General features: G+C 66.2%; 11 protein-coding genes. 8 read left to right on the forward strand and 3 right to left on the reverse strand.

Annotated elements, in window-relative coordinates; translation table 11 throughout:
• Window positions 1-99: 99 nt before the first annotated feature.
• Window positions 100-960 carry a PhzF family phenazine biosynthesis protein gene (locus AC56DV_RS18290; protein WP_496315675.1) on the reverse strand — a complete coding sequence of 287 codons (861 nt, stop codon included), beginning with the start codon at window positions 958-960 and terminating at the stop codon, window positions 100-102.
• A 102-nt stretch (window positions 961-1,062) separates the two neighbouring features.
• Between AC56DV_RS18290 and AC56DV_RS18295 the strand changes: the two genes are divergently transcribed.
• A complete protein-coding gene (locus AC56DV_RS18295; RefSeq protein WP_496315676.1) occupies window positions 1,063-4,260 on the forward strand; it encodes an error-prone DNA polymerase in 3,198 nt (1,065 codons plus the stop codon).
• Window positions 4,261-4,269: 9 nt separating this feature from the next.
• Here AC56DV_RS18295 and AC56DV_RS18300 read toward each other — a convergent pair whose 3' ends face one another.
• Window positions 4,270-4,536 (reverse strand): putative signal transducing protein, encoded by a 267-nt coding sequence (locus AC56DV_RS18300; protein WP_496315677.1) that lies wholly within the window; start codon window positions 4,534-4,536, stop codon window positions 4,270-4,272.
• Window positions 4,537-4,609: 73 nt separating this feature from the next.
• Between AC56DV_RS18300 and AC56DV_RS18305 the strand changes: the two genes are divergently transcribed.
• On the forward strand, window positions 4,610-5,056 hold the full coding sequence (locus AC56DV_RS18305) for a GNAT family N-acetyltransferase (protein WP_496315678.1): 447 nt from the start codon (window positions 4,610-4,612) through the stop codon (window positions 5,054-5,056).
• A 50-nt stretch (window positions 5,057-5,106) separates the two neighbouring features.
• On the opposite strand, the gene AC56DV_RS18310 is transcribed toward AC56DV_RS18305, so the two are convergent.
• A complete protein-coding gene (locus AC56DV_RS18310) occupies window positions 5,107-5,508 on the reverse strand; it encodes a PRC-barrel domain-containing protein (RefSeq protein ID WP_496315679.1) in 402 nt (133 codons plus the stop codon).
• A gap of 211 nt (window positions 5,509-5,719) precedes the next feature.
• On the opposite strand from AC56DV_RS18310, the gene pyrG reads away from it, so the two are divergent.
• The 6 genes from pyrG (at window position 5,720) to AC56DV_RS18340 (ending at window position 13,670) form a co-directional block, all read left to right on the forward strand.
• Window positions 5,720-7,402 (forward strand): CTP synthase, encoded by a 1,683-nt coding sequence (gene pyrG / locus AC56DV_RS18315; RefSeq protein WP_496315680.1) that lies wholly within the window; start codon window positions 5,720-5,722, stop codon window positions 7,400-7,402.
• Entirely contained in the window at window positions 7,399-8,253 is an 855-nt protein-coding gene (gene kdsA / locus AC56DV_RS18320; RefSeq protein ID WP_132138876.1) for a 3-deoxy-8-phosphooctulonate synthase, read from the forward strand. The genes pyrG and kdsA overlap by 4 nt, the downstream gene beginning before the upstream one ends.
• A 164-nt stretch (window positions 8,254-8,417) precedes the next feature.
• On the forward strand, window positions 8,418-9,701 hold the full coding sequence (gene eno / locus AC56DV_RS18325; protein ID WP_496315681.1) for a phosphopyruvate hydratase: 1,284 nt from the start codon (window positions 8,418-8,420) through the stop codon (window positions 9,699-9,701).
• A gap of 43 nt (window positions 9,702-9,744) precedes the next feature.
• Window positions 9,745-10,065 carry a cell division protein FtsB gene (gene ftsB, locus AC56DV_RS18330; RefSeq protein ID WP_496315682.1) on the forward strand — a complete coding sequence of 107 codons (321 nt, stop codon included), beginning with the start codon at window positions 9,745-9,747 and terminating at the stop codon, window positions 10,063-10,065.
• A gap of 152 nt (window positions 10,066-10,217) precedes the next feature.
• Window positions 10,218-12,488: a TonB-dependent receptor domain-containing protein gene (locus tag AC56DV_RS18335; protein ID WP_496315683.1), complete on the forward strand. Its 2,271-nt coding sequence runs from the start codon at window positions 10,218-10,220 to the stop codon at window positions 12,486-12,488.
• 15 nt (window positions 12,489-12,503) lie between these two features.
• Window positions 12,504-13,670 (forward strand): hemin-degrading factor, encoded by a 1,167-nt coding sequence (locus AC56DV_RS18340; RefSeq protein ID WP_496316419.1) that lies wholly within the window; start codon window positions 12,504-12,506, stop codon window positions 13,668-13,670.
• Window positions 13,671-13,678 lie beyond the last annotated feature (8 nt).

The raw sequence follows: 13,678 nt of genomic DNA on the forward strand, positions 1-13,678 counted from the left end.
CATCTGAAAGTTAGGAACTGTAAGTTGTTTCAATTTCGCACACGTACACTATTTTCTATTGTGTTCGCGGAAAAATGGTGTATGTAGCATTGTTTCCGCTCAAGGCGGCGCCAAAAAATCGGCCGCGCCACCGATTAATATGTGTTCGCCGTCCAGCTCGGTGCGCAGCACGCAGGGCTGGCCCAGGTTGGCGCCCTGGTGCAGGGTGACGGCGCGGCCCAGGTGCACCGTCAGCGCGCCGGCCGCCACGCCGGTGGCGCTGTCTTCCAGCGCCGGGTCCAGGTGATTGAAGTTGCGGCCCTCGAAACTGCCGTCGGCGCGCCGCGCGTAGGCGTAGCAACCGCTCACTCCGTGCTGCTTGCCCCAGGCCGCGATGCGCGCCAGGTCCGGGCGCAGCGCCTGCAGGGCGGCGCTGCCGTCCAGCTCCAGCAGCAGCTTGGGGCTGCCGACCGAGGCGATGGCGGGGGCCGACGCCAGCTGCAGCGGCACGCCCGGCGCCGGCTGGCCCAGCAGGGCGCCCGGCAGGTCCGGCGCAATGGCCACGTCCGGTGCCGGCTGGCGCTGCAGGCGCACGAACACGCGGGCTGCGCTGGTGCCCCCGCCAGCCGCGTCGGGCGCGCCTTCGCACAAGCGCAGCAGCTGGCCGCGCATGGCGGTGCGCACCGCCAGCGGCCTGCCGTGCCGGCGCAGCAGCACGCGCGCCGCCGCCAGCGTGGCGTGCAGGCACAGCGGGCTGCGCATGTGCGGGTAGAAATAGTCCAGCACATACTCGGCATCGTCTGCAGCGGCGTCCGCGTCCGGATCGGCAGCATCCACGAACACGCACGCGCTGCGGTTCTGCCCGCGCGCAAACGCTTGCCGCGCCGCCTCGCCCGACTGGTCCCCCAGCACCACCAGCGCCGCGTTGCCCTCGCCGGGGCGGCTGCCAAAGCATTTCAATTCATGGACGGTGCGTTGCATGTGTAGGCTGGAAAGTTGCTGGGCCGAATAGCATAGCCCAGGCTGTCCGCGCTTGCTCGATGCGCGTACAATACTGTATTTATATACAGTACCATTTGAATCATGCCGCCCCCCAATCCGTCGCCAGCCAGCAGCTTGCCAGCCTATGCGGAGTTGTTTTGCCTGACGAACTTTTCATTTTTGCAAGGCGCCTCGCATGCCGAGGAGCTGGTCGAGCGCGCCTTGCAGCTGGACTATGCCGCGCTGGCGATCACCGACGAGTGTTCGCTGGCAGGGGTGGTGCGGGCGCACGGCGCGGCCAAGCGGGCCACGCCGGAGGGCGAGCCGGCATTCCCGCTGCTGATCGGCAGTCATTTCCAGTTGAGCAAGCCGGACGGCTCGCCGGGCTTGTCGCTGCTGGCGCTGGCGGCCAACCGCAACGGCTATGGCAACCTGTCCGAGCTGATCACCCTGGCGCGCATGCGGGAGGGCGTGGTCAAGGGCAGCTATAAACTCTACCTGGACGACATCGCCGCGCCGCAGCCGGCCCAGGCGCACCTGAAGGGCTTGCCCGACTGCCTGCTGATCCTGCTGCCGCGCTACCCGTCCGACCAGCCGGAGGACGTGGACACGCTGCACTTGCAGGCGGCCTGGATGGCGGCCCAGTTTCCCGGCCGCGCCTGGATCGGCCTGACCCTGCTGCAGCACGCCTTCGACGAGGCGCACCGCATGAGCATAGACGAGGTGGCCTGGCAGCATGGCTTGCCGGTGGTGGCGGTGGGCAATGTGCGCATGCATGTGCGCTCGCGCAAGCCGCTGCTCGACACCCTGACCGCCGTGCGCGTGGGGCGCCCGGTGGGGGAGTGCGGCTACGAGCTGGCGCAGAACGCCGAGCAGCATCTGCGTTCGCGGCTGCGGCTGGCCAACCTGTATCCGCGCGCCGCGCTGGACGAGACCTTGCGCGTCGCCGCGCTGTGCACCTTTTCGCTGGACGAGCTGCGCTATGAATACCCGCACGAGCTGGTGCCGGAAGGGCACACGCCGGCCAGCTACCTGCGCCAGGAAACTTATATCAGCGCGCAAACCCGCTACCCGCAGGGCATGCCGCAAGCGGTGCAGAAGCAGGTGGAGGACGAACTGGAGCTGATCGCCGAGCTGGGCTACGAGTTCTATTTCCTCACCGTGTACGACATCGTGCGCCATGCGCGTTCGCTGGGCATCCTGTGCCAGGGGCGCGGCTCGGCGGCCAATTCGGCCGTGTGCTACTGCCTGGGGGTGACCGAGGTCGACCCCGCGCACAGCAAGCTGCTGATGGGGCGCTTCATTTCGCGCGAACGCGCCGAACCGCCCGACATCGACGTGGACTTCGAGCACCAGCGGCGCGAGGAAGTGATCCAGTACATCTACACCAAGTACGGCCGCCACCGCGCCGCGCTGGCCGCCACCGTCATCTGCTACCGGCCCAAAAGCGCGCTGCGCGACAGCGGCAAGGCGCTGGGCGTGGACCTGGCCATTGTCGAGAAAGTGGCCAAGTCGCACCGCTGGTTCGACAGCAAGCAGGACTTGCTGGGGCGCCTCGGTGAAAGCGGGCTGGACCCGGAATCGAAGCTGGCGCACCAGTGGGCCTCGCTGGCCTACCAGTTCCTCGGCATGCCGCGCCACCTGTCGCAGCACGTGGGCGGCTTCGTCATCGCGCAGGACAAGCTGTCGCGCCTGGTGCCCATCGAAAACGCCAGCATGGAAGAGCGCAGCGTGATCCAGTGGGACAAGGACGACCTGGAGGAACTGGGCCTGCTGAAAGTGGACGTGCTGGCGCTGGGCATGCTGTCGGCCTTGCGCCGTTCGCTGGAACTGATCGGCGAGCGGCGCGGCACGCATTTCCGCCTGCAGGACATCCCGCGCGAAGACCCGCAAACCTACGACATGATGTGCGAGGCCGACACCATCGGCGTGTTCCAGATCGAGTCGCGCGCGCAGATGAGCATGCTGCCGCGCCTGCGGCCGCGCGAGTTTTACGACCTGGTGGTGGAGGTGGCGCTGGTGCGGCCGGGGCCGATCCAGGGCGGCATGGTCCATCCCTATCTGCAGCGCCGCATGGACCCCGGCCTGGTCGAGTACCAGCCGCGCCTGGAGGAAGCGCTGAAACGCACGCTGGGCGTGCCCATCTTCCAGGAGCAGGTGATGCAGATCGCCATGATCGCCGCCGACTTCACGCCGGGCGAGGCGGACCAGCTGCGGCGCGCCATGGCGGCCTGGAAGCGCAAGGGCGACATCGAAAAGTACCAGAAGAAAATCGTCGAAGGCATGGTGCGGAACAAGTACGACAAGGCTTTTGCCGAAGCCATCTGCCAGCAAATCCAGGGCTTCGGCGAGTACGGCTTCCCCGAATCGCACGCGGCCAGCTTCGCGCTGCTGACCTACGCCAGCTCCTGGGTCAAGTGCCACGAACCGGCCGCCTTCCTGTGCGCCTTGCTCAACAGCCAGCCGCTGGGTTTCTACGGCCCGTCGCAGCTGGTGCAGGACGCCAGGCGCCACGGCGTGGTCGTGCGGCCGGCCGACGTCGCCGTCAGCAACTGGGATTCGGCGCTGGAGGAAGCGGCCGGCGCGCGCGGCCAGCCGGCGGTGCGGCTGGGCTTTTCCGTGCTGCGCGGCATGCGTCCCGAGAGCGCCGAGCGCATCGGGCAGGCGCGCGCCGTGCGCGCCTTCGCCAGCGTGGCCGACCTGGCCCGGCGCGCCGACCTGGACCGGCACGACCTGCAAGTGCTGGCCGCCGCCAACGCGCTCGAAGGCCTGTCCGGCAACCGCCGCCAGGCCCTGTGGGAAGCGGCCGGCGCCGTGCCCGACAAGGACTTGCTGCGGCCCACCGAGCCGGACGAGGAAACCCCGCAGCTGCGCCCGCCCAGCGAAGGCGACGACATCGTCAGCGACTACCGCGCGCAGGGCCTGACCCTGCGCCGCCACCCGCTGGCGCTGCTGCGCGCCACCTTGCTGGAGCACCGCTTCATGCCCGCGTCCACGCTGAACACCTACCGCAACGGCCAGCTCGCGCGCGGCTGCGGCATCGTCACCGTGCGGCAGCGGCCCGGCACGGCCAAGGGCGTGCTGTTCATCACGATCGAGGACGAGACTGGGAATGTGAACGTGATCATCTGGCCGTCGCTGGTGGAGCAGCAGCGCAAGGAAGTGCTGGGCGCGCAGCTGCTGGGCGTGTACGGCGTGTGGCAGCAGGAAGGCATCGTGCGCCACCTGGTGGCCAAGCGGCTGGTGGACATGAGCCACCTGCTGGGCAGCCTGCCCACCGTCAGCCGCGACTTCTGCTAGCCGCGCAGCCTAGCGCGGCACGCCCACATCCGCGTCTTCCGCCAGCGCGTACTCGCCGCGTTCATACGCCGCCAGCGCCTCGCGCGCCTTGTACATGAATTCGTCCGGCACCAGGATGCGCGCACCGCCGATGGCCGGCGCCCACAGCAGATTGGCCTGCACCAGCTGGTCGTCGCACACCACGGCCGGCACGCCGGCCGCCACCAGGCAGCCGCACACCAGGTGCGCCTCGGTCGGGATCAGGAACTGCGCAATGACGCGGTAGTCGTTCTCCATGCTTCCTCCTCGTACCTGTGTGGATGCCCTCACTATACCGATTCTGGCACAATGCGGCATGGAAAAAATGTTAATGCGAAAAGCGCTGCGGGAAGACGCGGTGGCGATCAGCGCGCTGATCAACGAGCTGATGCCGTTCATGACCCTGGCGCCGGACGGCGCCGGCGCGGAGCAGTTCATGATGAGCATGTCGCAGGGGGCCATCGAACGCTATGTGATCGGCGAGGAATACCAGTACTGGACGGGCTGGCTGGACGGCGACCTGGCCGGCGTGGTGGCGCTGCGCCACGCCACCCATCTGTTCCACCTGTACGTGGCCAGGCGCTACCACGGCCAGGGCCTGGCGCGGCAGCTGTGGAACACGGCGCGCGCGGCGGCGGCCGGGCAGGCCATGACGGTCAACGCCTCCGTCTACGCCATGCCGATGTACCAGCATTTCGGCTTTGCCGCCACCGGCCCGCGCGTCGAGCAGAACGGCATCGCCTACGTGCCGATGCGGCTGGCGCCGCCGGCCCGATAAAAACGCGCCCGGCAGGGCGGGCGCGCAGACAGGACGGCAGGGCGGCGCAGTTAGCGCGCGCTGGTGCCGTAGTAGTTGTGGATCTCGGTGGCCCAGGCCTGGTTGGCCATGTTGGGCCAATGCTCGGTGTCGAAGCCGGGCGCGTTGTCGATGCGGTCCTTGTCGATGTTCAGCGTGAAGCGCTTGTTCACCGTGTCCAGGGTCAGCGCCTCCCACGGCACCGCGAACAGCCGCTCGCCCAGCGAGAACACGCCGCCGCTCGACATCACCGCGTAGGCGATCTTGCCGCTGCGCATGTCCAGCATGATTTCCTTGATCTCGCCCAGGTGTTCATTCTTCAGGTTGTGCACGTGGTCGCCGATCAGCGTGTCGGCGCCCATCAGTTCCGGGCCTGGGCCCTTGTGGCCCCGGTCTACATACATGCCGTAGGCATCGCGTTCTTCGTAGCTCATTTTGACCTCCTGTTGAAAAAATACCATTGTCCGGCCGCCGCGCGGGCGGCTCTGTACGCTGACCCACACTGAAAGCAATATTGCAGTTTTATTCAGGCGGGCCCGGGCGATGGTAGCCGTATCGGGGTATTTCCAGCCGTGATGATGAAGAAATGCGCAATTTGCGCTATAATTTCAATTTCCCGCACGTGCCGTTCGGCACCGACCCGCAATGACCAAATATGTCTTCGTCACCGGTGGCGTTGTGTCTTCCCTTGGTAAAGGGATAGCCGCCGCCTCCCTCGCCGCGATCCTCGAATCGCGCGGCCTCAAAGTCACCATGCTCAAGCTGGACCCCTACATCAACGTCGATCCCGGCACGATGAGCCCCATGCAGCACGGTGAAGTCTTCGTTACCGACGACGGCGCCGAAACCGACCTCGATCTCGGCCACTACGAGCGCTTCATCTCCACCCGCATGAAAAAGGTGAACAACTTCACCACCGGCCAGATCTACGAATCGGTGATCCGCAAGGAGCGCCGCGGCGAGTACCTGGGCAAGACCGTGCAGGTGATCCCGCACATCACCAATGAAATCCAGGACTACATCCGCCGCGGCGCGGAAGGCTACGACGTGGCCCTGTGCGAAATCGGCGGCACCGTGGGCGACATCGAGTCGCTGCCCTTCCTGGAAGCGGCACGCCAGCTGAGCCTGCGCGCCGGCCGCAAGAACACCGCCTTCGTGCACCTGACGCTGGTGCCCTACATCGCCTCCGCAGGCGAGCTGAAGACCAAGCCGACCCAGCACTCGGTGCAGAAGCTGCGCGAAATCGGCATCTCGCCGAACGCGCTGCTGTGCCGCGCCGACCGCGCCATTCCGGAAGACGAGCGCGCCAAGATCTCGCTGTTCTCGAACATCGAAGAACGCGCCGTGATCTCGGTGTGGGACGTGGACACCATCTACAAAGTGCCGCAGATGCTGCACGACCAGGGCCTGGACGCCATCATCTGCGAAGCGCTGGACCTGAACCCGGCCCCGGCCGACCTGTCCATGTGGAGCAAGCTGATCTACACGCTGGAGCACCCGAAAGCGGAAGTGTCGATCGGCATGGTCGGCAAATACGTGGAACTGACCGAGTCGTACAAGTCGCTCACCGAAGCGCTGCGCCACGCCGGCATCCACAACGAATCGAAGGTCAACATCGAGTACATCGACTCGGAAGAGATCGAGACCACCGGCTGCGCCGAGCTGGCCAAGTACGACGCCATCCTGGTGCCGGGCGGCTTCGGCAAGCGCGGCGTGGAAGGCAAGATCATGGCGGCCCAGTTCGCCCGTGAAAACAAGATCCCTTACCTGGGCATCTGCCTCGGCATGCAGGTCGCGCTGATCGAATACGCGCGCCACAAGGCCGGCCTGACCAACGCCAACTCCACCGAGTTCGAGCCGGGCACCGACCAGCCGGTGGTGGCCCTGATCGACGAGTGGCAAGGCCTGGACGGCAAGGTTGAAAAGCGCGACGAGAAGTCGGACCTGGGCGGCACCATGCGCCTGGGCGCGCAAGCCTGCGCCGTCAAGCCGGGCACCTTGGCATCGGAAATCTACGGCAGCGTGGTGACCGAGCGTCACCGCCACCGCTACGAAGCCAACAACCACTACCTGGGCCGCGTGGAAGCCGCCGGCCTGGTGGTGGCGGCGCGCACCCCGACCGAAGACCTGTGCGAAATCATGGAACTGCCGCGCAGCGGCGAGAACGCGCACCCATGGTATATGGGCGTGCAGTACCACCCTGAATTCAAATCGACCCCGCGCGACGGCCACCCGCTGTTCACGTCCTACATCAAGGCGGCACTGGCGCAAAAAGCGTCCAAGGGCCTGCATGCGGTTGAAAACCAGCTCCAAGGAGATGCAGCATGAAACTGTGCGGATTTGACGTCGGCCTCGACCAGCCATTCTTCCTGATCGCCGGCACCTGCGTGATCGAGTCGCGCCAGATGGCGTTCGACGTGGCCGGCGCGCTGAAGGAAATGACCACCGAGCTGGGCATCCCCTTCATCTACAAGTCGTCGTTCGACAAGGCGAACCGTTCCTCGGGCACCTCCTACCGCGGTCCGGGCATGGAAAAAGGCCTGGAAATCCTGGGCGACGTCAAGCGCGAGCTGGGCGTGCCGGTGCTGACCGACGTGCACACCATCGAGGAAATCGACGTGGTGTCGTCGGTGGTGGACGTGCTGCAGACCCCGGCCTTCCTGTGCCGCCAGACCGACTTCATCAACGCCTGCGCCGAGTCGGGCAAGCCGGTGAACATCAAGAAGGGCCAGTTCCTGGCCCCGGGCGACATGAAGCACGTGATCGCCAAGGCGCGCGCGGCTGCCGCCGCCAAGAATCTGCCTGAAGACAACTTCATGGCCTGCGAACGCGGCGCCTCCTTCGGCTACAACAACCTGGTGTCGGACATGCGCTCGCTGTCCATCATGCGCGAAACCGGCGCCCCGGTGGTGTTCGACGCCACCCACTCGGTGCAGCTGCCGGGCGGCAACGGCGCTTCCTCGGGCGGCATGCGCGAGATGGTGCCGGTGCTGTCGCGCGCGGCCGTGGCCGTGGGCGTGGCCGGCCTGTTCATGGAAACCCACCCGACGCCGGCCACCGCGCTGTCGGACGGCCCCAACGCGGTGCCGCTGGGCCGCATGAAGGAGCTGCTGTCGGTGCTGATCGAACTGGATCGCGTGACCAAGAAAGCTGGCTTCCTGGAAACTAGTTTTAACTAAGCTCCACAGGCATGACATACCGGGCGGGCCCGGCGTATAGAACACATACGCCGGGCCCGCTTCCACATCCGGCCGCCGTCTGTTACCCTTGCTGCAATTTTGCGCCGGGACCGGCAGTGCAGGCCGCGCAGGCAACAGTTTTTGCTTAAACTTTGGAGAATGACATGAGTGCTATCGTTGACATTATCGGCCGTGAAGTGATCGATTCGCGCGGCAATCCAACCGTCGAGTGCGACGTGCTGCTGGAATCGGGCGTGATGGGCCGCGCGGCGGTGCCGTCGGGCGCGTCGACCGGCTCGCGCGAAGCCATCGAGCTGCGCGACGGCGACCCGAAGCGTTACTTCGGCAAGGGCGTGCTGCAAGCCTGCGAAAACATCAACACCGAAATCTCGGAAGCCATCATGGGCCTGGACGCCAATGAGCAGGCCTTCCTGGACCGCACCCTGATCGACCTGGACGGCACCGAGAACAAGTCGCGCCTGGGCGCCAACGCCATGCTGGCCGTGTCGATGGCCGTGGCCAAGGCCGCCGCCGAAGAAGCCGGCCTGCCGCTGTACCGCTACTTCGGCGGTTCGGGCGCCATGCAGATGCCGGTGCCGATGATGAACGTCATCAACGGCGGCGCGCACGCCGACAACAACCTGGACATCCAGGAATTCATGATCATCCCGGTGGGCGCCCCGTCGTTCAAGGAAGCCATCCGCTACGGCGCCGAAGTGTTCCACACGCTGAAGAAGATCCTGCACAAGAAGGGCCTGAGCACCGCCGTGGGCGACGAAGGCGGCTTCGCCCCATCGCTGGCCAACCATGAAGAAGCGATCAAGCTGATCATCCAGGCCATCGAAGAAGCCGGCTACGAGCCAGGCACCCAGATCGCGCTGGGCCTGGACTGCGCCGCGTCCGAGTTCTACAAGGACGGCAAATACGAGCTGGAAGGCGAGGGCATGAGCCTGACCGCCGTCGAGTTCACCAACCTGCTGTCGACCTGGTGCGACAAGTACCCGATCATCTCGATCGAGGACGCGATGCACGAAGGCGACTGGGAAGGCTGGGGCACCTTGACCGCCGCGCTGGGCAAGAAGGTGCAGCTGGTGGGCGACGACCTGTTCGTCACCAACACCAAGATCCTGAAAGAAGGCATCCAGAAGGGCATCGCCAACTCGATCCTGATCAAGATCAACCAGATCGGCACCCTGACCGAGACCTTCGCCGCCATTGAAATGGCCAAGCGCGCCGGCTACACCGCCGTGATCTCGCACCGCTCGGGCGAAACCGAAGACTCGACCATCGCCGACATCGCCGTGGGCACCAACGCGCTGCAGATCAAGACCGGTTCCATGTCCCGTTCGGACCGCATGGCCAAGTACAACCAGCTGCTGCGCATCGAAGAAGACCTGGGCGACATCGCTTCCTACCCTGGCCGTGACGCGTTCTACAACCTGAAGTAATAGCACGACGCCAGCCAGGCTTGCCCTGGCTGGCTGCCCCCATATGCGTTTGATTACCCTTGCACTGGCAGCCTTGCTGCTGCTGATACAGTACCCGCTGTGGCTGGGGAAAGGCGGCTGGCTGCGCGTGGCCGACCTGGAAGACCAGGTGGCCGTGGCCCAGAAGAAGAACGACGAGCTGAAAAGCCGCAACGCCAAGCTCGACTCCGAAGTGCGCGACCTGAAGGACGGCACCGGCGCCGTCGAAGAGCGGGCCCGCTTCGAGCTGAGCATGATCAAGCAGAACGAAATCTACATCCAGATCCTCGGCAAGGGCCAGGCCCAGCCGCAAGCCCCGGCCGCCGCGCCCGCAGCGGCGCCATGACCGGTAGGGCGGGTTGGCGCCCCGGCGCGTAACCCGCCAAGCACCAGCGCCAATGCCCTACTTGTAAATAAGAATCATTCTTGTTAATATGCGCTGTTGCCAGCGAAGCCCGTAGGGAGAGCCAGCTTTAATCTCACCTTACCTGGAACTCCATGGCTGCCATCCTTACGCGCCAGCGGCGCCTTGCCGCGCTGCTGCTGACCGCTTTTGCCTTGCCCGCTGCACCCGCCTTTGCGCAAACCGCCCAACTGAACGAAATCCTGGTCACTGCCAAGCGCGACGAAGCGCCGTCCAGGACCGGCACCACCACCGTCATCGGCAGCGCCGAGCTGACCAGGCGCGCCGCCACCGACATGGCCAATATGGCCCGCTACGAGCCGCTGATCAGCGTGCCGGCGGCCGGCATCGGCTCCGGCAATATCTGGGACGGCGCCGGCAACACCGGCTTCAGTATCCGCGGCATCGAAGGCAACCGCGTCAGCCTGGACCTGGACGGCATCTCGCTGCCGGACGCCGCGCCCAAGCCGGACGGCAACACCCTGAACAGCTTCGGCATCGGCCGCGACTACTTCGACCCGGAAACCTTCCGCGAAGTGCGCATCGGCTCCGGCACCACGGCGGCAGGGGCGGGCACGCCCGGCCTGGGCGGCAACGTCTCCTTCGTCACCAAGTCGCCGGAAGATTACCTGAGCGAGACCCGCAACAGCTACGCCGAATACAAGTTCGGCTACACCTCCGGCGACAAGGCCAGGATGCACGCGCTGACCGGCGCCATGGGCTTCGGCGCGCTGAAGGCATTGGCCGTGCTGGTGCACCGCGACGGCCAGCAGCTGCGCAGCAAGGGCAACGCGGTGTTCAACCCGGACGACTGGTCGTCGGACGCCTTGCTGGGCAAATTCAGCTGGGCGCCGGTGGCCGGCCACAAGCTGGGCTTCACGGTGGACGCCTACAAGTCCGAGCACGACCGCGAAATCAAGAACAAGCAGCTGTCGCTGTACCCCGAAGGTTCCGAGCAGGCTTCCACCACGCGCCGCACGCGCGTCAGCCTGGACCACGGCTATACCGGCACCGGCAACCCGCTGTTCGACACCGTCGATACCCGCCTCTACGTGCAGGATGCGAAAGTGGAAGACAACACCCACGCGCCCTACATCACCGGCGGCCGCCCGTACACGCGCGACATCGCTACCGGCCTGTATAACAAGAGCATCGGCATCGCCAGCGACGCCGGCAAGCAGCTCAATGCCGCCACGCTGCTGAACTACGGTTTCACGGTGGAGGATCTCGAAACCCGCCGTCCATGGAAAGAGGACCGCACGGTGGTGGGCTCGAACGTGCACCAGCTCACGCAGAAGAACCGCATGGCGGACATGGACACGCTGAAGATCGCGGCCTACGTGCGCGGCGAGATCGCCTTCCCGCTGGCCGGCTATAACGCCACCTTGACGCCCGGCCTGCGCGTCGAGCACCGCAAGCTGAGCCCGAAGAACCTGGAAAACTACATCATCGCCGTGCCGTCCGCGGCCAAGGAACTGAAGGACGACAGCGACAGCTTCGTGGCGCCCAGCCTGGGCCTGTCGGTTGAGCTGACGCCCGACTTCAACGCCTACGCCAGCTACAAGCGCGGCGCGCGCATGCCCAGCGGCGCCGACCGCACCAGCACCTACGACTCCTTCAGCTACACCGGCGCAGGGCAGGGTTACGGCGTGCTGGGCAACGCCAAGCTGGAAAAGGAGACCAGCAACGCCTTCGAGCTGGGCCTGAAGGGCGAGCCGCGCAAAGGCGTGCAGCTCAGCGCGTCCATGTTCCACACGGCGTACAAGAACTTCATCGAATATGTGGCGCAGCCGGCCGACCCGGTCAACTACCCGACCCTGAGCCAGGGCCTGTTCCGTCCCGAGAACGTGGCCAAGGCCGGCATCTGGGGCGTGGAAATGAGCAGCCGCTTCGAGCTGGGCCAGTGGTCCGCGCCCTTGCAGGGCGCCAGCGTGGCGCTGGCGGCGGGCGGCTCGCGCGGCAGCACCACCAACAACAAGAACGGCCGCAAGAGCGACCTGGCCACCGTGCTGCCGTACAAGGGCAGCGCCACCCTGGCCTGGGACGACCCGGCCCAGCGCGGCGGCGTGGCGCTGACCACGGTGCACGTGCGCGCCAAGCAGGCCGCGCCTGACGTGGTCACCGGCGCCGCCGCCGCGCTGTTCGCCGTACCCGCATCGACCGTGATGGACCTGACCGCCTACTTCAACGTCGGCAAGAACGCCACCGTCACGGCCGGCGCCTACAACCTGGGCGACAAGAGGTACTGGGACTACGCCAGCGCGCGCACCCTGGCCGCCGGCACCAGCGCCACCGCGCTGGCCGATATCGAACGCCAGGTGAAAACCGGGCGCAATTACGCCGTTACCTTTAAACTGATGTACTGATTTTTGGAGACCATGATGAAGAAGAATCACCGAATCGCGCTGGCGCTGGCCAGCGCCCTGATGCTGGGCGCCGTGCCTGTCATGGCCGCAGACGCCGGCCTGGCCCAGCGCTGGGAAAAGCTGCGCGCCGAGCAGCCCAAGCTGCAGATCCGCGACGCGGCGCGCGCGCTGAACGTGTCCGAAGCCGAGCTGCTGGCCACCGGCATCGGCAAGACCGTCACGCTGCTGAAGAACGACGACCACGCGGCGCGCGAAATCATGCGCCGCGCGCTGGACCTGGGCAAGGTGCTGGCCCTGACCCGCAACGAGAACGGCGTGCTGGAACGCACCGGCGTGGCCACCCGCATCGCGCAGGACGCGGCGGCGGCGCAAGCGGCAGCCGGCGCGCCGAACGATCCTGAACGCGAAGCGCGCATGCGCAACATCGCCGGCGGCTACCTGGGCGGCGAGATCGACCTGCGCTTCAACTTCGCCAACTGGAAGCACGCCTTCGCGGTGGTGCAGCCGGGCCGCGACGGCCAGATTTCGCGCAGCCTGCAGTTCTTCGACGCCACCGGCACCGCCGCGCACAAGCTGTACCTGAAGAACGAAGCCGCCGTCGGCGTGTTCGACAAGCTGGTGGCCGACTTCCGCGCCCCGGACCAGAACGCGGCGCTGAAAGTGGTGCCGATCGCGCCGAAGCAGGCCGAGAAGCCGGATTCGGCCGTGGACGTGAAGGAGTTCCAGCTGGCCTGGAAGGAAATGACGGACGTGCACCAGTTCAACCGCCTGCTGGGCGAGTTCGGCATCTCGCGCGAGCAGGCCATGCGCCTGGCGCCTGAAGGCGTGGTGCAGCGCGTGTCGCCGAAAGCGGTGCGCAACCTGCTGGACGAATCGGCCAAGCAGAAGCTGCCCATCATGGCCTTCCTGGGCAATGGTTCGGTGACGCAGATCTTCAGCGGCGTGATCGAGAAAACCGCCGCCAGCGGCGACTGGTACAACGTGCTGGACCCGGACTTCAACCTGCACCTGCGCGAGAGCGCCTTCAACAGCGGCTACGTGGTGCAGCGCGCCGGCGTGACCTCGGTGGAGTTCTTCGACAAGAACGGCGAACTGGTGGTGACCTTCTTCGGCGTGCGCGAGCGCGCCAAGCCCCAGCCGCAAACCTGGGTGGACCTGACGCGCAACCTGCCGAAGGCTTAAGCTCGGTC

The organism is Massilia sp. BGA-UO-ETr-WB1 (assembly GCF_059567845.1).